The organism is Paraburkholderia sp. JHI2823 (assembly GCF_038900695.1).
GTDB classification, from domain to species: Bacteria; Pseudomonadota; Gammaproteobacteria; order Burkholderiales; family Burkholderiaceae; genus Paraburkholderia; species Paraburkholderia mimosarum.
The window spans coordinates 15,637-41,629 of the sequence record NZ_JAYMRY010000015.1 but is presented as its reverse complement, the minus strand read 5'-3'; the positions used below and the strand labels follow the sequence as shown (position 1 = coordinate 41,629).

Below are 25,993 nucleotides of genomic sequence, written 5' to 3'. Positions count from 1 at the left end.
TCACGGAATGCGCCCGTGCGGTAACGCGCACGGGCGCGTGTGCGCGGCGCGCGGTCAGGCTGGGAGATCGCCCTTGCCGTGGGGCTCGGCGTCCGGATCCACGTCGGGAACCTTCCTGTCATGCTCGGCTTCGTACGGTCCCTGGTCGGGATGGTCCGGGCCCTTGGGAACCAGCGTGCTGTCCATGTTGCCATGCGGCTTCTGTTCGACGGTGCCATCCGGCCGCACATCGACATCGCCGTCGCGCTGAGCTTTCCTGCGGGCGCCAGCGCGTTCGACAGGGTCGGCGGCGTCCTCTTTGGTTCGATCGTTCATGGCTGGCTCCATGCATTGATTAGTATTCCTGTGTTCGCACGGCCCGTGCCACTGGCTGGTCAACCGCATAGCGGCGTATGGACATGGCGCGTCAAATAGTTCCAATGCGACGGCCGCGCCGCGGCGCTGAACCCGCGCGGCGCACGGCGCGGGTTCTCGCGCGGAAGCGTGCCGCCGGGCCGCCCCGCGAGCGCCTCGAATTCCATCATGTCGTGGCTGCAGAAAATGCGTACGTCCTTGTCTTCGCGGCGCAGCTCGCGCAAGCGCGCCTGGTTGGCGAGGCGCGCGCGACGGTCTTTCTCGAGCAGCCATTGATAGAACCGCAGGCCCGGCGTGCAGTGTGGCGTCGCAGCCATTTCATCGTGATAGAAGTAGGCGTCGGCGGCGTCGAGCAGCCAGCCATCGGACCCTTCGACGGCAATTCCCGCGTGACCGAACGTATGCCCGCGCAGCGGCACGAGCAGGATCGATGGCGGCAGCCCGTCGAGTTCACGCACGTGTTCGAAGCCGCGCCAGCGTTCGCCGTCGTCGGACGGATAGGTCTGCCAAAGCTGTGCGGATAGCCATTGTTGCGGTCGAAAACGTTGGCGATCGAGCCAGGTTCGCTGCGCGTGCGCGTACGTCGATTCGACATGGAACATGTGCACGGTCGCTTGCGGAAAATCCGACAAGCCGCCGGCATGGTCGAAATCCAGGTGACTGAGCACGATGTGGCGCACATCGCGCGGATCGTACCCGAGCCGCTCAATTTGGCGAATCGCGGTCATTTCTTCGCGAAAGTCCGGGCTGACCAGCGCCAGAAAAAAGCGGCTGAGTCGCGAGCGCGGATGGCGCACGTCTTCGAGACCGAAGCCGGTGTCCACCAGAACGAGTCCCTGCTCGGTCTCGATCAGCAGACAGTGGCAACAAAGCTCGCCTCGCGTGGCCACGGACGACGTGTGTCCGTCCATGAGCCGCCCGCCGAGTGGGCAAGTCGAAACGCAATTCAAGTGGTGTATGACCATCGCGGGTTCCTCCTCCATGCATGATCACCGCACTTTGTGCGCCTGCGCTTCAGGCCTCGCCCGACGGCGTTCGCGGCGTGGCGAGGAGATTGGGCATCGTCGGCATTTCCGGCACCGTGTAGCGGCATGCAATGGCACCGCAAATGCGATCGCGCGTGGCGGCGGCGTCAGCGCCTTGCCGCCGCGCTTCGAGCGCGGCCTGGGCAACACGTTCGAGGTCGCGGTCGCCGATCACCTCGCCGAACCAGCGCGCGTAATCGCCTCGCTGGAGATGCCAGTCCCACGTTTCATCGTCCACGCCCTGCGCCAGTTCCACGAACAGCGTGAGGTTGTGGGCGCGCAGGTTGAGCGCGCCATCCGGCCCGCGAAACCAGAAGCTGCGCTCCGGAATCAGCATGCCTTGGGCGTATTTGCGCACATGGCGTCGATGCGACTGACGTGCGCGCGCCGGGACGAACGGCACGGCGGCATGGCGATGCCCGCCGCCCGGGCGCCAGAGCACCATGGTTCCCTGAGCGGGCTCAGCCGCAAGCGTGGGCGCTTCGATGCCCCTGCATCTTGCGAACGCGGCCAGCGCCTCGCCCGCCTGGGCGGCCGCCGCCACCACGGTGTCCACGGTGCCCAGCAGCGTGCCGGGCAGCGCCTCGGCGCGCGGGGCCACGTAAAGCGTGCTCAGTCCCGCAGGTGCCGCAGGCATCCTCACGCCCGCCGCGTCGGGCACGAACAGATGCTGCGCTTCTTCGAAGACGATCCAGTGCGGCCTGCCCGTGCGCGCGTACAGCGCATGTAACGAGGCACTGATCTGTGCGCAAAAGCCCGGCCGATCGGCAAAAGGCAGCGCCATGAGATTGAGCGACACGCTCAGCGACGGATGCGCGAGCACGCTTTCGAGCGCCTCCGGCGACGGCGCGGCGCGCGCGTCGCCCAGACTGATCGCCCCCTGCAGTTCGTCGTGATCGCCCTCTGGATCGATCACGCAGAACTGGTAGCCCTGAGCCGTGAGCTGTTCGAGCACGGCGCGCGTGAAGAAGGACTTGCCCGACGACGACGCCCCCACGATCAGCATCGACTGAGCCGGCGGCTCGAGCAAGAGGTCGGCGGCTTCGCCGCCGGTGCGCTCGGGTTCCGTCGTTTCGTTGGTGCCTGCGCGCTCCCCGAGCCGCAACGGACACTTGTTCGTCATACGCGCGGCGAGGTCGCTTTGCACGAGTTCGTCCACGAGCGCGGCGACGCCTGCGCCGTTCGCGACCTCGAGCGTGAAGTCGGCGCGCTCCGACAGCCGCGGCGCCGCGTTGGCGACGGCCACGCCAAGCTCGGCGGCGGCGAGCAGCGGATGATCGTTCTGCGCATCGCCCACCGCCACGGCGTTGCGTGCCGAGAGGCCCAGGTCGTCGAGCGCAGCCATCAGTCCGCTCGCCTTGTTCACGCCCGGCGCGACGACCATCACCGCGTCGCCGTTGAAGACGATGTGCTGGTCCAGGCCCATTTCCCGAATCGTTTCCAGCACGATGCGCTCATACGGGTGCATCGTCGCGATCAACGTCTTGCCCACGCCCAGATGCAGGACGCCGCGTGCGCGCAGCGCCTCGGCAAAGCCCGCCGGCGGCGGGGGCGCGAGCGTGTGCAACTCGCCGGTATCGGGCCGGTAAAGCAGGCCGCCATTCTCGGCGACGATCCGGCTGAACAACTCGGGGTGGGCGCAGATGGCGAGCAGATCGTCGAGCTCGCGCCCTGTCACGAGCACGAGTTCGCGCCCCGAGCGGCGCAGCCTCGTGAGCGCCTCCCACGCCTCGGCGCTGACCGCGCCATTCGTTGCAAGCGTGTTGTCGTAGTCGGTAGCGAGGACTGAGAAGCGCATCCGTCTCTCCTGTTTCTCACGATGCTCGCGAGGCGTGGCGCACACGCATTAATGACGATGCGGTTTCCTCTATGGGATATCCCGCGGCCCGGTTCAGCTTGGCAAGTCCCATGATTGCTGTGGCCGCACCGATGCGCTTTTTCAGCACGGCTCAATCCCGAAGCACACGCGCGAAAACGAGCGGCTGGCCAAGAAGAAATGGGGCGATTGCTGCCTCGGGCGATGGAAGCGCAAACGTTGTGCCGGACCGCACGCGCGATTGCGTACGGAACAGGTCCATTACGGACACGGAGGCGGCGGAGGCGTTCAGGGCGTTCGAGCCTAACCGGTCAACGAAGCCGCAATCGCCTTCCTGAACGGCATCAGACGTGACGCCGCGCGCAACATGAAATCGCGCGCCAGTCGCGCGGGCATGGTGTTGTTCGTGTAGATGTCGGTGATGAACCGAGTGGCGAGAAAGAGCGGCTTCGTCGCGTGGCGGTGCTGGATTTCGTATCGCTGCAATACGGGGGCGGCGCCGATGTCGAAGCCGTTCCTGTGCGCCTCGATAATTCGGCTTCCTAATGTTTCCACGCCAAGCAGCCCGAAATTGAACCCATGCGCGGTCACGGGGTGCATGCCGACAGCCGCGTCGCCCACGGCGGCAAAGCGTTTCCCGACGAAACGATCCGCATAAACCGAAACGAGCGGATAAACGTGCCGGGTGCTGGCCAGCTTCATCGCCCCGAGCCGCCGCATGAAGCGATCTTCGATTTGTCCGGCGAACGCGTCGGGCGCGAGCGCCGCGATCTCGTTCACTTCGCCTACGGGCAGCGTGAGCACGACCGACGACTGATGTGCGTGGCTCGCCCGATCCGCGTTCAAGGGAAGCAGGGCGAGCGTCTGACCATAGCCGAACCATTCCCACGCGGTGTGCGCGTGCGGCGCTTCATGCGTCATGCGGCAAACCAGCATGGCCTTGCCGAAATCGTGCATGCAGGCCGCAATGCCCATCATCTTGCGCGTGGACGAGAAGCGGCTGTCTGCCGCGACGATGAGTCTCGCCGAAAGCGTCTCGCCGCTTTCCAGTGTCACGCTCGCCAGCTCGTCACCGGCTTTCACGCTGCTGACCTTTTGCGCCGCCAGCAGCGTCACGTCGCCGTGCCGCGCGGTGCTTTCCCGCAATGCCTCGTAGGCCGCCTTGCGGATCAGGTGATTGGAAACGAGCCAGCCCAGTTCCGCATGGCCGCTCAGCTCATGCCCGATCTCCAGCGCACCCGTGGAAGGCCCATTGAACACTTTGGCGCTGCAAAGCGGGGCGCGCGCGTGCGGGTCGATGAGATCCCAGAGTCCGAACTTGCGCATCAAGCGGACGGATTTCTGTGTCAGCGCGATCTCGCGCCCATCGAACGGCGGCTCGCTGATGTCGGCAAGGCGCTGCTGTTCGACCATCACGGTCTTCAGGCCAGAGCCGCTGAGCGCGCGCGCGAGACACAACCCCACCGGCCCTGCGCCCACGATGACGATATCTGCTTTCATGAGTCGAACGCTCCGGCCAGGCGTCAAGCGGCTTGATGAGGAACTGCTTGCGCGATGCCGCACTCGAGCAGCGATTCGACCATGAGCGAGTCCATCGTCTTCACGTGCCACGCGAACCATTCGCGCAGCTCGTTCACCAGTTGCCGTCCTGTGTCGAAGCGTCCCTCCTCGACGATCTGTCTGCGCACCTCGCCGACCACGTTCAGGACATGCCGGTGTTGCCCCGCATGGCAATGGCGCGGGCCGAAGTTCATGGTCTCCATCCACGCTTCTTCCTGCGCGAAGTGCTGCTTCGTATGAGCCGCCCAGGCGTCGAGCGCGGCGACCAGGGCTTCGTTCGGCGCGGACGCCGCGGCGTCGAGCAGCGCCACGAACCCGGCATGCATCGTATCGGTCATGGGCTCCCCCAGTTGCAGTTCGGGGGAGAGCGTTGGCGAGCGGTGCGGCGCGGATAAGGTCATGAGGAAAATGCGAAGCGCGCCTGAAAGGCGCATGCGGACAAAATTCCAGGATAGCGGGACGCCTCCCTTTGCGCGCTGATTTTTGGCAAACGACCGGTGATCGGTGGTGAGACAGTTGGTCGCCCCTTACGCAAGGCGCGTTCTGCCCGCTCGAACGCATGGGCAGGGAAAAAGCGCGTCAAGCGAGCAGACGAAAGGAAACGTCGAAAGATGCGAGAACGAGATGCCGGGATTCAAGAGTCGCGCGCGAGGCGCGGCTCAGGCCATTTCGGCGAGATTGACGAGGGCGCGATCGCCGTCGGATTGTGCTTCGTTTTCGGCGTTGAAAGTCTTCTCGCTGTAAGCGATGACCTTGAATCCGCCGCCAGCGGACCGCTCGATGGTGATACCCCAGTGCCAGCCGCCTTCCTGCTCGAATACGTGCAGCCGCGGACCAGATGGCCGGCTCGGCGATTGCAATATGTTCATGTGAAGCCTCCCGTGGTGGGAATATCGTCTCCGACGATTGCCTGGATGAGAATCAGTCTAAGAACGAACTTGCTGCGACGCAATGCGGATTAACGTGGACGTGAGAACCCTGAGGCTTGCGCATGTTTTCAAGCGGTTAAAGCGCTTCAAGCGCTTCAAGCATTACGCCTGCTACCATTCGCCTTTAAAATCGCCCGCCGCCATGCTTGCGCTCAAGCTCACGCTCGTTCCGCTTTTCCTGTTGATCGTTTCGATGTCGGGCAAATGGTGGGGGCCTGCCGTTGCAGGATGGCTCGCAGGCCTGCCCGTCGTTGCGGGTCCGATTCTCTTCCTGCTCGTGCTCGCCCACGGCAGCGCCTTCGGCGCGCACGCCGCGCTCCTCTCGCTCTCGGCCATCCTCGCTTCGGAGGCCTACAACTTCGCCTATGCGTGGATATGCCGCGCACATGCCTGGCCCACCGCGCTCGCGGCCGGCCTTGCCGCGTGGTTCGTCAGCGCATTCGGCCTCGCGCATCTCCCGGTAACGCCCGCGGCATCCGCTTTCGTTGCGCTCGCCGCGGTGTGCCTCGGCCAATCGTTCCTCCCGCGCAGCACGGCTGTTGCAGCAGGCGCGCCGCTCACGCGCGCCGACCTGCTCGGGCGGATGGGCGCCGGCGCCGCACTCACCCTTGTGGTGACGTCGATTTCGGGCCGTGTCGGTGCTTCGTGGAGCGGGCTGCTCGCCGTGTTCCCACTGCTGGGCACGATTCTTTGCGTGTCGTCGCAGCGCGCGCACGGCGCCGACTTCGTCGTCTCGCTCGTGCGCGGCATGGTGCTCGGGCGTTTCTCTTTCGCCGCGTTCTGCCTTTCCCTCGCGTTCTCGTTGCCCGTGCAGCGCGCGTCGGTAGCGTTTGCGGAAGCCGCCGCGCTCGCCATGCTCGCGCAATGGCTCACGAAGCAGCTCGCCATGAAAAAGCCCGCTCATATTGCGCAGCAAAGCGCCGTAGACGCCGATTGATGACATGCGAAGCCGCGTGCAGCGCGTGGCCACCCTCTCGATCGCGTGCGCAACGCCGTCAGCACCGCGCGCGCACCCGATTGCCTTCACCCCCGAAAGCTTGCAACGCAACCGTACCGGCCGCGCCGCGTTACGCCCCTTTTTGAATCAGAAAATCTTATCGATTCCTTCAGTTTATTGAGTTTCCCTTAATCGTGCGCTTGCGGCAAAGTGACGCTCATACGTCAGGAGCCTCTCCTTGAACCAACGCATCGATCCCTCGCTACTTGCCGCGCCCGACCTCTCGTACGCCACGCTTCACTCGGGCATTGCCCTGCCGTTTCTCGAACGCGGCGAAGGCGAGCCGGTGCTGTTCGTCCACGGCTCGCTTTGCGACTATCGTTACTGGATGCCGCAGCTGAACGGCCTTTCGGAGCATTTCCGCTGCATCGCACCGAGCCTGAGCCACTACTGGCCGGCTGCCGACGCCTGCATCCAGGGCGACTTCGGCTGGGAGAGCCACGTCACCGAGCTGGCCGATTTCATTGCCGCGCTGGGCCTCGAATCGGTGCACCTAGTCGGTCATTCGCGCGGCGGCTGCGTGGCCTGGCATCTCGCCCGGCGCTATCCGCGCCTCGTGCGCTCGCTGGTGCTCGCGGACCCGGGCGGCCCGCTCTCGCGCGTGGACGACGACGAGGCCGCGCTGCCTCCCGCGACCAATACGCTGCGCACGCGCGCCGCCGACCTCATCCACAGCGGCGAAGTCGAAGCGGGTCTCGAGTTGTTCGTGGACTCCGTGAGCGTGCCGGGCGCCTGGAAAAAAAGCTCAGCGGGTTTTCGCCAGATGGCCATCGCCAACGCGACGACGCTGCCCAAGCAGCTGCAGGATCCGCTGCCGCCTTACGCGCCGCGCGCCGCCGGCGAGATCAAGTGCCGCACGCTGCTCATCGACGGTCAGCGCAGCCCGCTCATGTTCCGCAACAACGTCGAAGCGCTGGAACAATGGATCGCGTTTGCCCGGCGCGTCACGATCAAGGGCGCCACGCACGGCATGAACGGCACGCACCCCGATCTCTTCAACACCCACGTGCACACCTTCATCACGCAAGGCTGAGGCGTCGCCGTCCGGCCTTTGCACGACGACGCGGCGCATGCGCGCCGTGCATGCCGGTATTCGCGTTCTTGCTGCGGAATTGGGTGCGCAGCGTACTCATGCCACGTGTGCCGCGCGCAACGCCACCGGCATGCGCTTCAGACGATTGCGAATGCCGTGATTTCCTCGATCGTCGCAGGATCAGGCAAGCGTCATCTTGAAGCGATTCGTCGGCAACGAGAGCACGAGCCGCGACGCTCAGTCGAGCGACATGCCGAGTTCGGCTGCCATGCGTGCGACGAGCGTCTGCAAGCGGGCGACTTCGTCGGCGAGACGCTGCTGCTCTGCGCGCACCGCCTCGAAATCCGCGAGCGAGACGCTCTCGCCGGATTCATCGCGCGCGCCAGGCGCGGCTGCCCCTGCCCCCGCGAAACTGGCCGCGCTCACCTCGCCACACAGCAGATGCATCCAGCGGCTCTCGCGCTCGCCCGGCGCGCGCGGCAGCTTCACGACGAGCGGCGGTTCGCGCTCCGCCAGCTCCTCGAGGAAACCCTCGACCGACGACACATCGGCGAATCCATGCAGGCGCGACGAGTTCAGGCGCAGTTCGGCGGCCGTCTGCGCGCCGCGCAACAACAGCACGGTGAGGAGCGCCACGGCCTGGCTCGGCACGCCGAGCACGCGGTTCAGGTTGTGTTCGAAGCGCGGCACGCGGCTGCTGCTGCCTTCGAACACGAGGCTCAACAGCTTGAGGTCTTCGATCGCGGCCAGCACCTCGGCTTCGCTCACGTTCATGACGGGGGTGCGCGCCGTCTTCTGGTTGCAGCCGAGCGTGAGCGCGTTGAGCGAGAGCGGATAGGTGTCCGGCACGGTGTGCTGCTTTTCGACCAGCACGCCGACGATACGCGCCTCGATCGGCGAGAGTGCGCGCAACGCGCGCGGCGAGGAGGCTTCGGCAGGAGAATTCATGGGCGGATCGGGCTCGCTGAAAAACAGATGGGAATCAGGCGTTCGATCATACGCGCGCCGCGCTTCCCGCAGAAGTCGGGCGCCGCTCGCGCCGCGATCAGCCTGCGATCAACCTGCGATCAGCTTCAGCCCCGCCGGCAGCGCTTCGCCGAACACGCGGCCCGTGTCGGCCGTATCGAGTGCGACGACTTCGCGCACCATCGTCACCCACGTGGGCGGCGCGTTCGCGGATTCGAGGCGCCGCAGCACCGCGTCGCGCACTTCGGGCGCGAGGTCGCGCGAGCGGTCGCCCGTCATGCGCGCGATCTGCGCGGCGGCGAACATCGCCGGTTCGATCTTCTTCCAGTCGAGCGCGAGTATCGCGTCGAGCCAGCGCGTGGCCGTCTCCGGCGGCACGACGCCATGCGCGCTGCCGTAGAACGGCTGGCGCGCGCCGATGCGCCCCACGGCCCACCACGTCTGATGATTCTCCGAAGGCTTCTGGAGCCGCTGCAACAGCCGCTCGCCGATCTCGACCTTGCGCTCGGCAGCGATCTGTTCGAGCGAGGCATAGAGCCGGATCATGTCCGGAAAACCGAGCTTCGCTGGGTCGAAGGGCAGCTTGTGGCGCTTCGAGCCGGCCGCCTCTTCGAGGTACGTCATCGCCTCCAGTACCTCGTTCTGCTGCGCTTCGTTCAGCCCACCCGCCGCGCGCCGCCAGAGCGTCCACCACTCCGACCACACCTGGCCTTCGTTGACGAACTGGATGCCGTCGTCGAAGAGCGTCCAGAGCTGTTCGACGCGCCATTCGTCCAGCGGATAGCCGAACCCCGGGCGCAGGCTGAACCCGGCCAGGTTGAGCCACAGGCGTTCGTGATCGGCCGAACGCCGGCGCTTGCCCGCGCGCTCCCACAGCGCGCCGAACAGCTCGCGCAGGAGCGAGCCGTCCCAGTTCTGGCGCGGCCCGAGCCGCTCTTCGAGATGCGCGCGCAGACGCTTCACCTCTTTCGCATCGACCTTCGCGGAGCGCGCGCCGAACACGCGTTCGATCGCTTCGATGGCGTCGTCGAGGCCCGCGTGGCGCGACTCGCCGCCCGCTGTCGACGCGCCGCCTTCGTGCTCGGCGCGGCGCAGCGCGAATTCGAGCAGCCAGCGCTGCGAGGCGTCGTCGGTGGCGATGCAGTGCATCTCCAGCGTGCCGACTTCGGTCAACGCGGTCGTGAGCTTGACGGGGCGCTCGCGCGCCGTCCTTGCATCTCCGGACGCGGGCACCACCGTCGCGAGCGGCGGCAGGCGCACGAAGTCGCCCGCCGCGAGGTCGGCCATCTCACCCGGCCGCCACGCGGTGTCGGCAACCGTCGATGCCAGGTGGAACTGCACGGGCTGGCCGAGCTGCAGCGCGAAGGTGCGGTCATCGAGATGCAGTTCATGCCCTTCCTCGGTGCCGCGCGGCAGGACGCATACGCCGCGCGGCGTAGTGCGCGCCTCGTCGCTTGCGGCATCGTCGAGGACGAGAAAGTAACTGCGCGGCGAGCCGCCGCCGATGCGCGGCGCGTGGCCCGCGCGCGCGAGCGCGTAGGCGACCGCGCCGCGCGCGACGGCCACGTCGGGTTGATCGTTTTGCAGCACGTTGAGCGGCTCGCCGCGCCAGGCGCCGAGCGTGTCGGCGAGGCGCTGCGCGAGCGAGCGGGCGCGGAACACGCCGCCGTTGAGCAGCAGCGCGTCGGGCACGGGCGGCGCGGCGTCCTGTGCGCCAACCTCGCCCAGCGCCTCGCGCGACTGCGCGGCAAAGCGCTGCAAGAACGCCGCGATATGACGCGTGATGGCCGGATCGGCCGCATAGGGCAAGCCGAACTCGACGATCGCCGCGCGCGAGCGGCGCGGCAGGTCGCTCGCGGCGCCCATCGGGAAAAAGCCGTCCAGCACGATCTGCGCGACTTCCTCGCGGCCGAGCTGCGTGGTGCGCGCACCGCCCACGAGGCGCGCGCCCGCGCCGAGCAGCGTGACGGGCACGGACTCCGGCGCGCTCGCGTCGAGCAGCAGTTCCTTCGCCACACGGCAGCGCTCGACGAGCTGCGAAAGGCTCGCGGCGCTCAGGCGTGCTTGCGCGTTCTGCGCGTTTTGCGTATTCACGAGCCGGCTCTCGGCCAGATGCACAAGCGCAAGATCCATGTTGTCGCCGCCCAGCATCAGATGGTTGCCCACGCCTATGCGCGTGAGCTGCGGCTCGCCTTTCTCGAACTGGACCTTGATGAGCGTGAGGTCGGTCGTGCCACCGCCCACGTCGCACACGAGCACGAGGCGCGACGCGCCCAGTTCGGCGTCGAGCGTCGCGCGATGGTGGTACAGCCAGTCGTAGAACGCGGCCTGCGGCTCTTCCAGCAGCCGCAGCGCGGGCAGCTTCGCGAGCCGCGCCGCTTCGAGCGTGAGCGCGCGCGCGCCGTCGTCGAACGACGCGGGCACGGTCAGCACCACGTCCTGGTCTTCGAGCGGCGCATGCGGAAAACGATGGTTCCAGGCGGCGCGCACGTGCGCGAGATAGCTCGCGCTCGCGACGACCGGCGACACCTTGGCGACGTCGTCGGGCGCGCCCCACGGCAGGATCGGCGCGAGGCGATCGACCGCGGCATGCGAGAGCCAGCTCTTCGCGCTCGCCACGAGCCGGCCCGGCACCTGCGCGCCGAGCGTGCGCGCGAGGCGGCCGACCACGACGCCCGCGAGCTCGCCGCTGGCGCTCTCGGAAGACGCGCTCCACGGCAGGCGCAGATCGCCCTCGGCCAGCTCGCCCGCCGCCGGGTGATAGCGCGCGGAAGGCAGCATTTTTTCCGCCCCCACTTCTCCGGGACCGGTGAGCTGCTCGATGTCGAACACGCGGATGGCGTCGCCGCCAGCCTCCACGTACGCCACGACCGTATTGCTCGTCCCCAGGTCGATGCCGACGACGTATGGCTTCATCGGACTCAGGCGCTTGCTCCGCCGCGCACGTCGAATTCGACCTTCCAGCGCTCGCTCGTACCGCTCGGCATCGCTTCGAGTTCGAGCGTGCCGGCTTCCGTCACGCGCGCGTGCAGCCGCACCGGCACGACCTCGCCGGAGGTGCGGCCTTCGGTCGGCAGCGTGGCCTGGATTTCCTCCAGCTCCTGCAGCTCGTCGGGCGACCAGTAGTCGAGCATCGTGCCCACCTGATCCTGACGCCGCACCGACGAACCGAAGAAGCGGAAATGCACCGGCTCGCCCACCACGAGGCCGAACTCCTGCGGCGGGAGCGGCACTTCCGTGCCCTCTTCCATGCCGAACGGCGCGACGCAAAGCGCCGAGACGGGCGGCTCCATGCCCGGGACCGCCGGCATGGCCGATTCCACGGCCACGTAGTACGCGCGCGCCGTGCCGCCGCGAATGCGCACGCCCTTGCCGCGCTTTACGTAGCCGTAATAGGCCGCGCCGCGCGCCACGGCGAGGTCGAGGTCCGCGCCGCCCAGCAGGCGTGCGGGCGCGGCGCCCTCGGCCGCGAGCCAGCCGTTGAGGATGTCGAGCACGCGTTGCGAAAGCAGCGGCGACTTGAACACGCCGCCGTTGAACAGAATCGCCGTGGGATGCAGGAAGGTCGCGCCTTCGGGCAATGCGCCAAAGCCTTCGAGTTCCGCAAGCGCTTGCACCTGGCGCCCGAGGAAGGCGGCGAGATGGCGCGTGACGCCCGCATCCTGCGCATAGGGCAGGCCGAGCTGCGTGAGGCCCGCGCGCGTGCGCGCGGCGGGGCGCGCGGTGGCGTCCACCTGCGGGAAGAAGCCTTCGAGGATGATCTGCGTGAGCTCGGCTCGCGTGAGTTCCGTGCGGATCGATCCGCCGATGAGCTTGGAGCCGCGGCTCGGCACGACGATCGGCACCGTATCGACGGACGCGTCGCTCAGCAGCGCTTCCTTGGCCGACCGGCACGCGTAGGTCAGCGCGCGCAATTGCCACGGATCGGCCTGCGTGCCCTGGGCCGCGAGCTTGCGCGCGACGACGTGCGCGAGCGCGAGGTCCATGTTGTCGCCGCCGAGCAGGATGTGCTCGCCCACCGCTACGCGGTGCAGCTCGAGGTTCCCTTCGCGCTCGATCACGGCGATGAGCGAAAGGTCGGTCGTGCCGCCGCCCACGTCGACCACGAGGATGATGTCGCCGACCTTCACTTCCTTGCGCCAGGCGCCGCCGCTCTTCTGGATCCAGCTATAGAGCGCCGCCTGCGGCTCCTCCAGCAGCGTCATGTTGGCGTAGCCGGCCGCCTGCGCCGCCTCGGCCGTCAGCTCGCGCGCGGCCGGATCGAACGACGCCGGAATCGTGACGGTGATGTTCTGGTCGGCGAACGGCGCCTCGGGATGCGCGTGATCCCACGCCTCGCGCAGGTGCGTGAGATAGCGCACCGAGCTTTCGAGCGGCGAGACGCGCGTCACTTCTGGCGGAGCATCGTTGGGCAGGATCGCCGCGCGGCGGTCCACGCCCGGGTGGCACAGCCAGCTCTTCGCGCTCGAAACGAGGCGTATGGGCGTGCCCGCGCCCCGGCTGCGCGCGAGTTCGCCGACGGCGTAGTCGCGCTCGGACGTCCACGGCAGCGTGAGATCGCCCGGCGTCATCTCGCCCGCGTGCGGCAGGTAGAGAAACGAAGGCAGCAGGTGGGGCGACTCGAGCGTGCCCGGCGCCGTGAGCTGGGTGACGTTCAGCACGCCCTGCTCTGTCTTTTCGCCGTCGCTCGCCAGGAGGTCCACGTAAGACAGCGCGCAATGCGTCGTACCGAGGTCGACGCCGATCGAATATCGCGATTCACTCACAGTTCCACCTCCGCGGGGGCGATGATGCTCGCGTCGTGCGTCTTGACGAGCTGGGGCAGCTTGACTTCCTCGACACGCCAGCCGCGGTGCGTGAGGCTGCCGCTAAAGGGCGCCTCGCCGACCACATTGCCCGTGAGGCGCACGGCGGCGGCGTCGAAGCCCGCGGGCAGCGTCACGCGCGCGCCTTCGGCCTCGCTGCGCACCGGGCGGAGCGCGAAATGGTCGCGCAGCGTGGCGCGGCAGCCTTCGTGGACGATGCGCGCGGCGGCGCCGATATCGGCATCGCTGTAACCGGCGATGTCTTCCTCGACGAAATCGACGAAACGCGCGTTGCGCTGGAGCAGCCCGAGCAGCTGAAGCGCGGCGTCGGGAGTCGCTTCCTTGATGACGGCGGGCGCGGGGGCGGGCTGCGGCTTCGCCACCGGCGCCGCGGCGGGCGCGGGTGTGACCGTGGCGGGGGCGAACGACGCAGGACCGCCTTCACGCAGACGGCGCACGTTAGCGGCAAGCTCGGCATCGCCGAGGATCGCGAAGAACGATCCCAGCGCGACCGAAAGCCGGCCGAAGAAAGACAGATTCGATTCGGGCATAGAGACGACTCCAAATATCTTGCCTGGGCTCGCAACGCGAGCCGACCTGCCGGGCTCGCGACGAGGCCCGATCGATGCCTGGAAGGAGGCGGCCAGCAGGGGGACTGGAGCCCGGCGCGGGCTCAAAACCCGTATTTTGCCTTGTCGCGGGCGTGAGCCGGTCAAAATGCGGGATTTGGCGGGGAATTGGCGCCTTTAGCGCGGCTGGGGGGCGCGTGGGTTGGCGGTTCGAACTGCGCGTGGCGCCGGGGCAGAGAGGGACGGGCCGGATTGCTGCGCGGTTCAGATTGGGTGCACCGCAGATTCGACTCGCATTACTTCGCGATTCCCGCGCGGCCGCATCGGCGCATGGGCGGTGAGCCCCGCGCCGATGCCAGCGAAACCCGGGCAAATTCAGGGAAAGATCGGCGTCGTCGGTTCCGCACCTTCCACGTCGGCGCGCGGAACATGCTGAGCAATGTTCTGCTCGATCTCGGCTTCGCGCGAGCCGGGAACGTCGGCCATCACGAGCAACTGACCGTCCTCGATCGGCCCGCGAAAGCGCGCAAGCCGCGTGTTCGGTTCGTCCACGCCGATCATGGCGGCCGTCCACGCGCCGAACACCGCGCCGGCGAGCGTGAGCGCGACGACGGCACCACCCGCGATCTCGAGATTCGCGGGCGGAAACATCAGCGCCACCAGACCGACGATCGCACCGGTCGCGCCGCCGAACGCCACGCCGCGCTCCAGCGCATGCACGACGTCGCTGCGCTGCAAGAGCGACGCCTCGGGCAGGCGTTCGAGCCCAACGCTGTGGTTGGCGAGCACGTGGATATGGCGCCAGGTGATGCGGGCGCGCAGCAGATCGTCCACGATTGCCTGCGCCGTCGTGGTGTCGGGAGCGAGGAAATAGAGGCGTCTCATGATGGCCCTCCTTGGGTGATGCGGTCGCGTGCTACCGCTCGATTCCAGTCATCCTACGCCTGACATCCCCGCAACGCGCAAGCCGGAATCTGCTTCGCCGACGTACCCGTTGCTGCCGAGTCAACTCTCCGACACTGCGACACGCGAGGCGGACGCCAATCCCAGATTCGCACGCACTTCATATGATTTCGCATTCCCGCATGACCCGCACGCCGTGCCGGCAGCCCAAACGAGCTCACCGACCGACCGCGATATTGCCCATCCTGCGCTGTGCACATCGAACTGGAGCAATCACGCACCGGCCGTCGGCAAAGGCGCGCACCGAGCCACCGCTAGATCTCGACGCGCGCGCCCACCTCGATCACACGATTGGCGGGCAGCTTGAAGAATGCGGCGATATTCCCGACGTTGTGCAGCATCACCGCGAACAGGCGCTCGCGCCACAACGACATGCCATGGCCGCGCGTGGGCACCACCACGGCGCGGCTCAGGAACCACGACGTTTCGTCGAGATCGAACGCGAGTTCCGCAGACTTGTATGCGGCCAGCGTGCGCGGCAAGTCGACGTCGTCCTTGAATCCGTAATTGACGACGACGTAGTAGCAGCCCGGGCAGAGCAGTTCGACCACCACGCGCTCGCTCTCGGCTACCCATGGCACATCCTTCGTCATCACGCTCAGGAATACTACGCGTTCGTGCAGCACACGGTTGTGCCGCAGGTTGTTGGCAAGGGCATGCGGTACCGCGTTGGCGTTCGGCGTGAGGAAGATCGCCGTGCCGCCCACGCGCACGGGCGAACGCTCGAGCAGCGCCGTCAGGTAGGGCTTGAGCGGCTTCTTGTCGGCGCGCGCTCGCGCCTCGGCGAGCATCATTTCCCACCCGCGTCCCCAGGTGGCCATGACCGTGAACATGAGCGCGCCTATCACGAGCGGGAACCAGCCGCCGTCCACGATCTTTAGCATGTTGGCCGAGAAAAACATGGCGTCGATCACGAAGAAAAACGCTGTCGCGAAGACGCAAAGCGCCCAGTTGTAATGCCACGCGTAGCGCACCACGAAGAACGTGAGAAACGTCGTGATGAGCATGGTGCCGGTCACGGCAATGCCATAAGCGGACCCGAGCGCCGTGGAAGAGCGGAAGCCGAGCACCGCGGCGACGACGGCAATGAGCAGGATCCAGTTGATGCCGGGCACGTAGATCTGCCCGATCTCGCGCTCCGAGGTATGCACGATATTCATGCGTGGCAGGAAGGAAAGCTGCATGGCCTGCATGGCCATTGAATAGGTGCCCGAAATGACGGCTTGAGATGCGATGACGGTCGCGATCGTCGCGAGCACGATCATCGGCAGGATGGACCATTGCGGGAAGAGCCGGTAGAACGGGTTTTGCACTGCGCCGGGATGCGCCAGCAGCAGCGCGCCCTGGCCGAGGTAGTTGAGCGCGAGCGCAGGAAACACGATGCCGAACCACGTGAGGCGTATCGGCCGCTTGCCGAAATGGCCCATGTCGGCATAGAGCGCCTCGGCGCCCGTGAGCGAAAGCACGACCGCGCCCAGCGCGACGAAAGCGAGCCAGCGATGATGCATGCAGAATGCGAGGCCTTGCAGCGGATCGAGTGCGACCAGCACGACCGGCGCGGCGGCGATGTTGACGACCCCCGCCACGCCGATCACGGCGAACCAGAGCACCATCACCGGACCGAACACGGCGCCGATGCCGCCCGTGCCATGCTTCTGTGTGATGAACAAAACGATGAGCGCCGTGAGCGTGACCGGAATCACATAGGTCTTGAGCGCGGGCTCCGCGACTTCGAGGCCTTCCACGGCGCTCAGCACGGAGATCGCCGGCGTGATCACGCTGTCGCCGAAGAAGAGCGCCGCACCCATCACGCCGATCACGAGCAGCGCGCGATGCAGGTGGGGCCGCCCGGAAACCGACGAAGCGGCGAGCGCGAGCAGCGCCATGATGCCGCCTTCGCCGTGATTGTTCGCCCGCAGGATGAGCGCGACGTACTTTAGCGAGACGACGATCATTAGCGACCAGAAGATCAGCGAGATGATGCCGACGATATTGAAGGCATTGAGCGCAAGCCCGTTGCCGGGATCGAATACCGTGGCGAGCGTATAGAGCGGGCTGGTGCCGATATCCCCATAAACCACGCCGAGCGCGGCCAGCGCGAGCGCAGGGAGAGCCGGGCGATGCGGACCGGAGTCGCCAACGTGCCCGTGGCCCGGCGCAGCGGATGCGGATTGTGCCATGTCTCCCTCCTGACGCCGCGCGAGCGAACCCGAGCGGCCACGGCGATTATCGTTTCGCTTTGGGGGCGCGTTTCCTGGCGCGCGCTAGAGAAAGTATAGGAACCTTGGCGTGAAAATGCGCTTCGTACGACGCGCACGCGCCACGGCGCCTTCGCGAAACTCGCGCGCCGTGGTCCCTGGGAGTCCGTGACGATTGCTGACCTCTCGCCCGACTATTTCTCCATACGATGGCAATGCCATCGACGTATGCGTGTGACCACGGGCATGCAACATGCGAACGCCGCCTCCATCAAGACCCTCCCTTTCGCCCCGCAATTCGAACTGCATTGGAGCGAATGGCAAGACGGTCGTTCGCTCCCGCGCTTCGGCGCCCTTGCGCGCATCGCCTGGCTAAAGGGCAGCTTGTGCACTGTCCCCGCTTTGCGTCCCGCGGCAATCATCCTTGTGAGGAATACCGATGATCCTGACCGGCGTGCATCGCCTATTCGCAAAGCAATTACCGGACACCATCGTTCATACGCATCGCGCATTGAAACGCAGCACTGGCCACTCAGACATCCTCCTTTGACCGGATAGCTTTATCGCGGCATCTATGCCAGATTAGATTTCACTCATCCCAAGCGCAGCGCCGGGGTCGCGAAGCGATGCGCCATGATTTCAAGGAGGACGGCTTGCACGATTCCTTTCCTCCCCTTCATGCTGTCACGCGCGTCATGTTCGTGAGCATGCTCACGGATGGCCGTTCGCGAGCGCGCCCATCATGAATGCCGCCAGCATCGTCGTGCTCGGTGCGGGCCCCGCGGGTGCCGCCGTCGCGCGCGCACTCGTCGGGATGGGTTATCGCGTGCAGGTGGTGAGCGACTGGCGCCGCTTCGACGCGGCCGAAACGCTGTCTGCGCGCGGAATCGAAGCACTGCGCCGCGCGGGTCTCCATTACGCGGCCAGCTGCGGCGAAGGGCCGTGCGTGCGCACCACGCTATGGAACGGCGCGCTGCGGACCCTGGATGCCGAATTTCTCGTAGATCGAAGAGTGTTCGACGCGGCATTGCGCGAAGACCTCTGCAGCGCGGGCGTGGACGTCATCGAGGCGAATGTGCGCTCGCTGCAGTCCACATCCGCGGGTCACGACCTCATGATCGAAAGTGCGGATGGACCGCTCACGCTGCGCGCGGATTTTCTCGTCGAAGCACGCGGCCGTCTCGCCCCCTTGTTGCGCGATGCCACGCGCGGACCGCAGACCGTGAGCCTGCTCAATGCATGGGCGGGCAGCCCCGGCGCGGCGGCCACTGCGGTAGAGAGCCTGCCGGCCGGCTGGGCGTGGATGGCGCGATTGAACGACGGCCGTTGCTACTGGCAGTTGACACTCGACGTCGCGAATCCCGAGTTGCCGCAACGCGACGAATTGCTCGCGTTTTGCGAGCGCATGCGCCACTCGCCGCTTGCTGTCGACTTCTTTTCGGGCGACGACGCAAAAGACGCGCGCCTCTATGCGCGCAGCAGCACCGCCACACTGTGCGGCCGTACGGGCGGCCACAACTGGCTGCGCGTGGGCGACGCCGCCATGGCTGTCGATCCGCTCGCGGGCAATGGCGTGTTCCAGTCGCTCACGTCGGCATTGCAGGCGCCCGCCGTGATCCACACGCTGCTCGCGCGGCCCGACCGCGCACCGCTCGCGCTGCGCTTCCACCAGCAGCGCATCGAGCAGTTGTTCACGCGCTTTGCGCGCACCAGCCGCGATGTCTATGCGCTCGAACAGCGCTGGAGCATGCAGCCCTTCTGGCAAACGCGAAGCGCATGGCCCGACGACCGGCCCGCTCATGTGAGCGCCGACTTCAACGAACTGAACGTGGGTCGCGCCCCCGTGATCGAGGGTGGCATGATTGCCGAAGCGGACGTGGTCGCGAGCCCGGACCAGCCGCTCGGCATCTGGCATCTGTGCGACGCTGCGCTCGCACCTGTGGTAGAGGCGCTACGCCGGGAGCCCGCCGAGCAGGTGCTCAAGTCGCTCGATGCGGATCAGGCGCGCCTGATCCGTCATTGGCTCGCGATGCAGGACTTTCCCGAGCGCTACGTTTGACTCGCGTCTGCGCGAGCTTCGTCCACGAAAGTATCGATTCGACATCTATAACCTTCGTACAACGAACTGATGTTGCGCGCGTACTCTCGGTCGAACGCATAAGGTGCGTCGCGACGGCATCATGCCCGCGCTTTCCGGCGCGGCATCGCCGGTTCCAGGCAGCGTGGCGCCAATGAGGTCGCCCGGTGCAGGTCATGATTGGTTGCACGCGAGAACGATGGGGCGCCGTGAGCCTCGTCAGCAATTTGTAATCAGCGCGCATTGTTCTTGCTAGCCCACTTACGCCCGCCCTATCCAGTCGCGCGGGCCAACCATATCGAGCGAGTAAGGGGGCGCAATGGCAACGATCGATTCCCGGATCCGGGCGGCAATTTTCGCCGCGCTGATCGGCGTGCTGACGGCATGCGGCGGCAGTGGTGGGGGCGGAGGCGGCGGGAGCAGCTCGGGCAGCAGCACGAGCGGGCCGCCGGGCGGTGTCACGCTGCAAGTCGTCTCGTTCGGCGACAGCCTTTCCGATGTCGGCACGTATGCGCCCCTCGCGAGCGCCGTAGGCGGCGGCCGGTTCACGACCAACCCTGGCCAGGTCTGGTCCCAGAATGTCGCGCAATACTATGGGAATACGCTCGGCGCCGCGTACACCGTCGGCCTCGATCACAAGCTGAGCGCGCAAGGCGGCTTAGGCTACGCGGAGGGCGGCGCGACAGTCGCCACGCCGGCCAACCAGTACGATTTCCTCTCCGATGTGATCGGCAACATCGAAATGCCGGTCAATCAACAGGTTTCGAGCTATCTCACCGCTCACGGCAGCTTCAACTCGGGCCAGTTGGTGCTCGTGTGGGCGGGCTCGAACGACGTGCTGCGCGCCGGCAATCCGCCGGGCGCCAACACCGTCGTCCAGGCCGCCGCGACGACGCTCGCGCAGATCGTCGGGCAAATCGTCCAGGCCGGCGCCACGCATGTCGTGGTGATCAACGTGCCGAACGTCGGTCTCTCGCCCAAGGCGATCGCCTCGGCCGACGGCGGCGCGAACCTGACCCAGCTGTCGCAACTCTTCAACAGCACGTTGAACGGCGCGCTGCAAGCGAATGGCCTGCAGGGCAAGGTCATCCAGATCGATTCCTATACGTGGGTGACGCAGCTCGTCGCGAACTTCAAGGCAAACGGCTTTGCTGTATCTAACACGGCCCAGGCCTGCGACCCTTCGAAAACGCCGGACAACACCTCCTTGTTCTGTTCGCGGGCCACTTACGTCACGTCCAACGCCGACCAGACCTATATGTTCGCCGACGATCTTCACCCCACCACGCGCACGCATGCGCTTTTTGCGCAGTACGTCGAACAGCAGATCGCAGCGAGCGGCCTGGGGCACTGAATAGCGGGTTGACGCGGCCGCGCCACGGATGCGCGGCCGCCTGGCTCTCCAACGGCGACCTTTTCAACTGGCGGTCAGCCACTTACAAAGGGGCCGAACAACGCGCCCGCGAAGCGGGCACATCGCATCGATTGTCGTCCCCAGCCGAACGCTGCGTCTCGTTCGGCGGGCTTTATCCACGCGTGCGTCGACGGCATACTCCCTCTCGTAGATTCCACGACCACGCCGAACCCATGTTAAACAGGGACGCCATTCGCTCCGGTGCATTTCTCGAGAGCTTCAATTTCCTTCCACCGGAAATCCTGTGGACACAAGCCCGTATCGACCAGTCGCTCGCCGATACGATGGCCGCGCGGCCCGCTGACGAGGACGTCTGGGTGTTCGCCTACGGTTCGCTCATGTGGAATCCGCTGTCCCGTTTCGACCTGAGCGTCAGCGCGACGCTGCACGGCTGGCACCGTAGCTTCTGCATCCGCCTGATGGCCGGGCGCGGCACGCCGCAGTGCCCGGGCCGCATGCTCGCGCTGGAGCCGGGCGGTCATACGCAAGGCGTGGCGCTGCGACTCGATGCCGCGGCGCGAGACGAAGAGCTGCGCATTCTCTGGACGCGCGAAATGCTCACGGGCGCCTACAAGCCCACCTGGACCACGGTGACGCTCGTCACGGGCGAGACGCAGCACGCCCTCGCGTTCGTGGCGAACGGCTGCCCGCGGCAATACGAGGCCGATTCGAGTCCCTCGACGGTCGCGCGCCAGATCGCCGAGGCACAAGGCCCGCTCGGCACCAACGCCGAATACGTCTTGCGCCTCAGGCAGGCGCTCGCCGATCGCGCGCTGACCGATGCCTATATCGAGGAAGTGGCGCAAGCGCTCGGACGTTTCGAAACGCAGGGCTAAACGAGCCGACTCAAACCCGTAGCCACCTGAACAAGACCGAACGCGGCAATCGCGACGGCGGAGAAAACGGAAATGCCGCGCGTGAACGCGAGAGGCAGCTTCGTGCGCAGCGCGGAGGTAACGACGCTGAGGAAGAGCCACCACACGGCAGAACCGGCGAAAACGCCCGTTACCATCGGCACCACGGTGAACCAGTTCATCGCGGCAGGCGCTCCCTGGCTGGGATTCAACGGCCCAAGCGCCGCAAAGGCTGCGATGAAAGAGAAAATGGTCAGCGGGTTTGAGAGCGTGAGTGCAAACGTGGTGAGGAAATCCCGCGTGACCGGTACACGTATCGTGTCCTGCCCGGCCGCTGGCGCGGCAGGCGCCTCGCGTGCGATCGTCCACGCCATCCACACGAGAAACGTACCGCCCGCCGCTTTCAGAACGACGGTCAGCATCGGCAGGGCCGCCACGATGCCCGCCACCCCGAGCGCGCCGAGCAGGCCATAGACGGCATCGGCGCATGCCGCGCCCATGCCCGTAGCGAACCCTGAGAAGAAGCCCCGGCTCAGGCTGCGCTGGATGCACAGCATGCCGATGGCTCCGACTGGCGCTGCGATACAGAAGCCCATCGCCACCGCTTTCACGAACAACATGTTGCTCTCCCCGCAATCCTTGTCGTATAGGCGAATATCGTAGACGGCGAGGCTTTGCCGCAAAAGCGGGTTTTTAAGGGAGAATGGGCGTTTTACCTTAAAGTCTTCGCCATGACGGACGATCTGGACTGGAAAATACTGATGCACCTGCAAAACAACGGGCGCATGACCTACACCGAGCTTGCGCGCCAGGTGCACCTGTCCGTGCCGGCAGTCACGGAGCGGGTGCGGCGTCTGGAAGAAGCCGGGGTGATCGAAGGCTACGCGGCGCGTGTGAACCCGGCCGCCGCCGGTTACCCGATCTCGGCCCTGCTCGGCATTACGGTGCAGCAATCGGCGAAGGCGAAGTTCCTCAAGCTGCTCGGCACCATCGGCGAAGTCCTCGAATGCCATCACGTCACGGGCGCGGACTCCTATGTCATTCGCCTGGTGGCGACGAGCGTGGCCGACCTGGAGCGCCTGATCCAGCGGATCAATCTCTACGGCGAGACGCGCACGTCCGTCGTCATGTCCACACCGCTCGCCGCGCGGGCGCTGGAGCGGCCGCATGCAAACCGGACAGTCCCGGCCAGCAAGCGCTGAACAACAGCCAATGCTCGTGCGTAGCCAGCGCACCGTAGCCGGTGCGCTAGAGCAGATCCAGTCCGCGCTCTTTTTTCATGTACCGCTTCCACCGCGCCACGAGTTCGCCGCGACGCTGCCCGTGCCGCTCGTCCAGAAAACTGGCCTCGATGATCCGGTCCGTCCTGAAGTGACGAAATGCCTGGCGCTGCTCGCACCAGGCCGCCAGCAACCGAACCGTATCGGCGTAGCCAATTAGCACGGGCCATACCGTGCGCTCGCTTACGCGTCCGCCCTCGTCGCGGTAGCGCATGTGCAGCTTGCGGCCCGCGCGAATCCACTCCCGCAGCTGCGTGAAGTCCAGCCCGCCCGCGCTGGCTGGGGACGCGAGAGGCGGCGGCGCACCCACCGTCGGCTCCGCAACGAAGGGGCGCAGCTGTTCCGGAACGACAGTCGCGATCTTTGCCACGAGGTCTCGCGCGGCCCTCGAAAGCGCAGGATCGCCGCGCCCGGCAACCCATTGTGCACCGAGCACGGCCGCTTCGAGTTCGTCGGGCGTGAGCATGAGCGGGGGCATGTCGTAGTGGCGATCGAGTACGTAGCCCAGCCCCGCCTCGCCGCGAATCGGAACCCGCTGGGCCATCAGATCGGCGACGTCGCGATACACCGTCCGCAAGGACACCTCCAGTTCCTCGGCCAGGCGGCTCGCGGTGACAGGGCGCTTCGAACGCCGCAGAATCTGGATGATCTGGAATAGTCGGTCGGTTCGGCGCATGGGAGTGCGGATTTTGCTGGACTCGCTGGATTCGCTGCTGACAAAACGGTGGCAGCAGGCCTTCGGTAGGATGCGAGCGCAGTTTAACCGACACCGCCATGACCCACGGAGGGCAAGATGGATTTCGTTTCCACCCGAATCATTACTGACGACGTCAAACGACTCGTTCAGTTTTACGAAGCAATTGGACTCACGGCGACCTGGTACACGGATGGGTTTGCGGAGCTTTCAACGGCCAGCGCTACGCTGGCCATTGGCAGCAGGCGCACGATGGCCATGTTCGGTGCGGGCGCCGCCGTTCCCGAGCGCAACCAGTCCGTCATCGTCGAGTTTCGCGTGAAGGATGTCGACGAGGCTTGTCGCAAGCTCGAAACGATGGTCACCGAGCTTGTGCAGCGCCCGACAACGCAGCCCTGGGGCAATCGCTCGCTGCTCGTTCGCGATCCGGACGGCAACCTCGTCAATCTCTTCACGCCTGTCACGGCGGAAGCCATTCGAAAGTACAGCCGTAGTTAGTGGCGATGGTGCGGCCGACGTGGCGCGGTGGGACGCGAAGTGGCGCACCGCACGCTCGACGCACCTGCCGGCTTGGCGTCATGCGCGTCAAAGCTTCGGCTGGCACTCGAAGTTGATAACGGACGATTGTTCCTTAAGCGCTTCGAGGCCCTCTGTATGCTCCAGCCCGAGGCTCGTCTGCATGCCGCGGCCCTCGCAGTAACGAGTCGCCTCGCTCACTGCGCGCTTGTGTGCGCGCGCCCACGCGAGACGGCCGCCCGTTGCAGAAGCCGTGACGACATACGTACCCTGTTTGTCGGCGGCGGCGACATCGCCGGCCGAAGCACAACCGGCGAGGACTGTGCAAGCGGCGGCCACGGCTACGAGTGCCTTGGGCAACGACCCCGCGAAACGGGGCCACGGCCGCGAGCGCTCGCCTGCGCAGCTCGCCTCGGTCTGCGCATTTGCGGCCCCTTTGAAAACTTCCTCCATCGATCCCTCTCATGATCGAGCGCCGTGGCGCTCACATGGAGGAGCAGTTTAGGGGCGTGCTGTCGAAAGTCTATGCGAATGCGATGAATTCACTGTTACCGCCATCCAGACAATCGCAGCGCTTCCGGCCCCTAAGCGGGCACGCCCGCCATCGCGCGCCCGGAACGCCCCCACGCAACGAGGGCGCCGAGGCCGAGGACCGCGAGGCAGACGATCGGCACGATCATCGGACCGAATGCCGTGCCCGTGACTTTGCCCGCGAACGGCATCAGGTTCTGTCCGAAGAAACCGCCGAGATTGCCGATCGAGTTGATCGCCGCGACGCTTGCCGCTGCACGCGCGCCGGTGAAGTAACGCGGCGGCATCGACCAGAAGCACGGATACAGAAGTGGAATGCAGGCTCCGCCCATGACGAGCGCGATGAAGCGCAGCGGCGTGGAAGGCAGCAGAAGGCTCAGCAGGAAACACACCGTGCCGAGCGCCGCGACGATCGCCATGGCGCGCAGCACGCTCGTGGCGCGGCGCAGCCTGGAGGGCAGCCACAGCAGCAGCAACACCGCCAGTGCCCAGGGCAGCATGCTCAAGAGACCGTTCGTGCTGCTCGACACGCCAAACGATTTCACGAGCGTAGGCAGCCAGTAAGTCACGCCGTACAGCGACGTCGACATCAGCATGTACGTCGCGGCGAAAAGCATCACGCGCGGGTCGAGCAGCGCCTTCCACGGCTGCGCGTGCTCAGCGTGCTGCGGTTTTTCGCGTTCGAGCGCGGCCGCCACGATCTGCTTTTCGCGCTCGTTCAGGAAACGCGCCTCCTGGTAGGACGCAGGCAGCAGCCTGAAGACGGCAATGCCAACGAGCACCGCCGGCAGGCCCGTGGCGATGAACACCCACTGCCAGCCCGCGAGGCCGCCCAGGCCATCGAGGCTCAGCAGCCAGCCGCCCACGAGCGAGCCCAGCATGTTCGCGAGCGCGCTGCCGAGCGTGAAGATGCCGAGCACGCGCGCTCGATAGCTTTGCGGAAACCACAGCGTGAGGTAATAAATGACGCCCGGATAGAAGCCGGCCTCGGCCACGCCCAGCGCGAAGCGCAGCCCGCAGAACACGTTCATCGACGTCGTGAAGCCCATCAGCACCGTGATCACGCCCCAGGTGAGCATGATGCGCGCGAGCCAGACGCGCGCGCCGTAGCGGTGCAGCGCGAGCGTGCTCGGCACCTCGAACAGCAGATAGCCGATGAAGAACAGCGAGGAAGCGAGGCCGAACGCCGCTTCGGTCATGTTGAGGCTATGCACCATCTGCAGCTTCGCGAAGCCGACATTTTGCCGGTCGATGAAGGAGATGAGAAACATCACGACGAGGATCGGCATCAGGCGGCGCGCGATCTTCGACATCACGTGCCGCTCTTCGGCGGGCCGCTGGTCAAGCATTGAATCAGTGTTCACTACGTTCTCCTACGGGTTTTCGTTATGTTGTCCATGGTTGCGGGGTTC

General features: G+C 66.3%; 23 protein-coding genes. 7 read left to right on the top strand and 16 right to left on the bottom strand.

Annotated features, from left to right (window positions below; all coding sequences use genetic code 11):
* Positions 1-54 precede the first annotated feature (54 nt).
* The 6 genes from VSR34_RS17930 to VSR34_RS17905 form a co-directional block, all read right to left on the bottom strand.
* Positions 55-315, bottom strand: a complete 261-nt coding sequence (locus tag VSR34_RS17930; RefSeq protein ID WP_342963113.1) for a hypothetical protein — start codon at positions 313-315, stop codon at positions 55-57.
* 59 nt (positions 316-374) lie between these two features.
* A complete protein-coding gene (locus VSR34_RS17925) occupies positions 375-1,319 on the bottom strand; it encodes an MBL fold metallo-hydrolase (RefSeq protein WP_042290910.1) in 945 nt (314 codons plus the stop codon).
* A gap of 49 nt (positions 1,320-1,368) precedes the next feature.
* Positions 1,369-3,177: an HAD family hydrolase gene (locus VSR34_RS17920; protein ID WP_342963112.1), complete on the bottom strand. Its 1,809-nt coding sequence runs from the start codon at positions 3,175-3,177 to the stop codon at positions 1,369-1,371.
* Between the two features lie 321 nt (positions 3,178-3,498).
* On the bottom strand, positions 3,499-4,695 hold the full coding sequence (gene ubiM / locus VSR34_RS17915) for a 5-demethoxyubiquinol-8 5-hydroxylase UbiM (RefSeq protein WP_028213877.1): 1,197 nt from the start codon (positions 4,693-4,695) through the stop codon (positions 3,499-3,501).
* A 23-nt stretch (positions 4,696-4,718) separates the two neighbouring features.
* Positions 4,719-5,156 (bottom strand): hemerythrin domain-containing protein, encoded by a 438-nt coding sequence (locus VSR34_RS17910; RefSeq protein WP_036020251.1) that lies wholly within the window; start codon positions 5,154-5,156, stop codon positions 4,719-4,721.
* A 258-nt stretch (positions 5,157-5,414) separates the two neighbouring features.
* Complete coding sequence (locus tag VSR34_RS17905; protein ID WP_036020234.1) at positions 5,415-5,624, bottom strand: hypothetical protein; 210 nt, start codon at positions 5,622-5,624, stop codon at positions 5,415-5,417.
* A 202-nt stretch (positions 5,625-5,826) separates the two neighbouring features.
* Here VSR34_RS17905 and VSR34_RS17900 point away from each other — a divergent pair, with 202 nt between their 5' ends.
* Both VSR34_RS17900 and VSR34_RS17895 read left to right on the top strand, forming a co-directional pair.
* Complete coding sequence (locus tag VSR34_RS17900; protein ID WP_028213875.1) at positions 5,827-6,621, top strand: hypothetical protein; 795 nt, start codon at positions 5,827-5,829, stop codon at positions 6,619-6,621.
* 238 nt (positions 6,622-6,859) lie between these two features.
* Complete coding sequence (locus VSR34_RS17895; RefSeq protein ID WP_028213874.1) at positions 6,860-7,714, top strand: alpha/beta hydrolase; 855 nt, start codon at positions 6,860-6,862, stop codon at positions 7,712-7,714.
* Between the two features lie 237 nt (positions 7,715-7,951).
* Here VSR34_RS17895 and VSR34_RS17890 read toward each other — a convergent pair whose 3' ends face one another.
* The 6 genes from VSR34_RS17890 to VSR34_RS17865 all read right to left on the bottom strand — a co-directional run bounded on the left by VSR34_RS17890 (position 7,952) and on the right by VSR34_RS17865 (position 17,197).
* The gene (locus VSR34_RS17890) at positions 7,952-8,662 is read right to left on the bottom strand and encodes a YceH family protein (RefSeq protein ID WP_028213873.1); all 711 of its coding nucleotides are present in this window, start codon (positions 8,660-8,662) and stop codon (positions 7,952-7,954) included.
* A gap of 108 nt (positions 8,663-8,770) precedes the next feature.
* On the bottom strand, positions 8,771-11,596 hold the full coding sequence (locus VSR34_RS17885; RefSeq protein ID WP_342963111.1) for an Hsp70 family protein: 2,826 nt from the start codon (positions 11,594-11,596) through the stop codon (positions 8,771-8,773).
* A gap of 5 nt (positions 11,597-11,601) precedes the next feature.
* Positions 11,602-13,446 carry an Hsp70 family protein gene (locus VSR34_RS17880; protein ID WP_028213871.1) on the bottom strand — a complete coding sequence of 615 codons (1,845 nt, stop codon included), beginning with the start codon at positions 13,444-13,446 and terminating at the stop codon, positions 11,602-11,604.
* Positions 13,443-14,036, bottom strand: coding sequence for a DUF2760 domain-containing protein (locus VSR34_RS17875; RefSeq protein ID WP_028231839.1), 594 nt, complete (start codon positions 14,034-14,036; stop codon positions 13,443-13,445). Before VSR34_RS17875 ends, VSR34_RS17880 begins: the two co-directional genes overlap by 4 nt.
* Positions 14,037-14,429: 393 nt before the next feature.
* Complete coding sequence (locus VSR34_RS17870) at positions 14,430-14,939, bottom strand: hypothetical protein (protein WP_028213869.1); 510 nt, start codon at positions 14,937-14,939, stop codon at positions 14,430-14,432.
* A 332-nt stretch (positions 14,940-15,271) separates the two neighbouring features.
* Positions 15,272-17,197 (bottom strand): potassium transporter Kup, encoded by a 1,926-nt coding sequence (locus VSR34_RS17865; RefSeq protein ID WP_028213868.1) that lies wholly within the window; start codon positions 17,195-17,197, stop codon positions 15,272-15,274.
* Positions 17,198-17,957: 760 nt separating this feature from the next.
* Here VSR34_RS17865 and VSR34_RS17860 point away from each other — a divergent pair.
* The 3 genes from VSR34_RS17860 to VSR34_RS17850 all read left to right on the top strand — a co-directional run bounded on the left by VSR34_RS17860 (position 17,958) and on the right by VSR34_RS17850 (position 21,542).
* Positions 17,958-19,274 carry a tryptophan 7-halogenase gene (locus VSR34_RS17860; RefSeq protein WP_028231837.1) on the top strand — a complete coding sequence of 439 codons (1,317 nt, stop codon included), beginning with the start codon at positions 17,958-17,960 and terminating at the stop codon, positions 19,272-19,274.
* Positions 19,275-19,611: 337 nt separating this feature from the next.
* Positions 19,612-20,646: an SGNH/GDSL hydrolase family protein gene (locus VSR34_RS17855; RefSeq protein WP_028231836.1), complete on the top strand. Its 1,035-nt coding sequence runs from the start codon at positions 19,612-19,614 to the stop codon at positions 20,644-20,646.
* A gap of 233 nt (positions 20,647-20,879) precedes the next feature.
* Positions 20,880-21,542: a gamma-glutamylcyclotransferase gene (locus VSR34_RS17850; protein ID WP_036020230.1), complete on the top strand. Its 663-nt coding sequence runs from the start codon at positions 20,880-20,882 to the stop codon at positions 21,540-21,542.
* On the opposite strand, the gene VSR34_RS17845 is transcribed toward VSR34_RS17850, so the two are convergent.
* On the bottom strand, positions 21,539-22,180 hold the full coding sequence (locus tag VSR34_RS17845) for a LysE family transporter (protein WP_028231835.1): 642 nt from the start codon (positions 22,178-22,180) through the stop codon (positions 21,539-21,541). The genes VSR34_RS17850 and VSR34_RS17845 overlap by 4 nt on opposite strands.
* A 111-nt stretch (positions 22,181-22,291) precedes the next feature.
* On the opposite strand from VSR34_RS17845, the gene VSR34_RS17840 reads away from it, so the two are divergent.
* Positions 22,292-22,762 (top strand): Lrp/AsnC family transcriptional regulator, encoded by a 471-nt coding sequence (locus VSR34_RS17840; RefSeq protein WP_028231834.1) that lies wholly within the window; start codon positions 22,292-22,294, stop codon positions 22,760-22,762.
* 46 nt (positions 22,763-22,808) lie between these two features.
* Here VSR34_RS17840 and VSR34_RS17835 read toward each other — a convergent pair whose 3' ends face one another.
* Positions 22,809-23,516: a YafY family protein gene (locus VSR34_RS17835; RefSeq protein ID WP_342963110.1), complete on the bottom strand. Its 708-nt coding sequence runs from the start codon at positions 23,514-23,516 to the stop codon at positions 22,809-22,811.
* A gap of 117 nt (positions 23,517-23,633) precedes the next feature.
* Here VSR34_RS17835 and VSR34_RS17830 point away from each other — a divergent pair, with 117 nt between their 5' ends.
* Complete coding sequence (locus VSR34_RS17830; protein ID WP_342963109.1) at positions 23,634-24,032, top strand: VOC family protein; 399 nt, start codon at positions 23,634-23,636, stop codon at positions 24,030-24,032.
* Positions 24,033-24,119: 87 nt separating this feature from the next.
* On the opposite strand, the gene VSR34_RS17825 is transcribed toward VSR34_RS17830, so the two are convergent.
* Complete coding sequence (locus tag VSR34_RS17825) at positions 24,120-24,503, bottom strand: hypothetical protein (RefSeq protein WP_342963108.1); 384 nt, start codon at positions 24,501-24,503, stop codon at positions 24,120-24,122.
* A 131-nt stretch (positions 24,504-24,634) separates the two neighbouring features.
* On the bottom strand, positions 24,635-25,930 hold the full coding sequence (locus tag VSR34_RS17820; RefSeq protein ID WP_342963161.1) for an MFS transporter: 1,296 nt from the start codon (positions 25,928-25,930) through the stop codon (positions 24,635-24,637).
* Positions 25,931-25,993 lie beyond the last annotated feature (63 nt).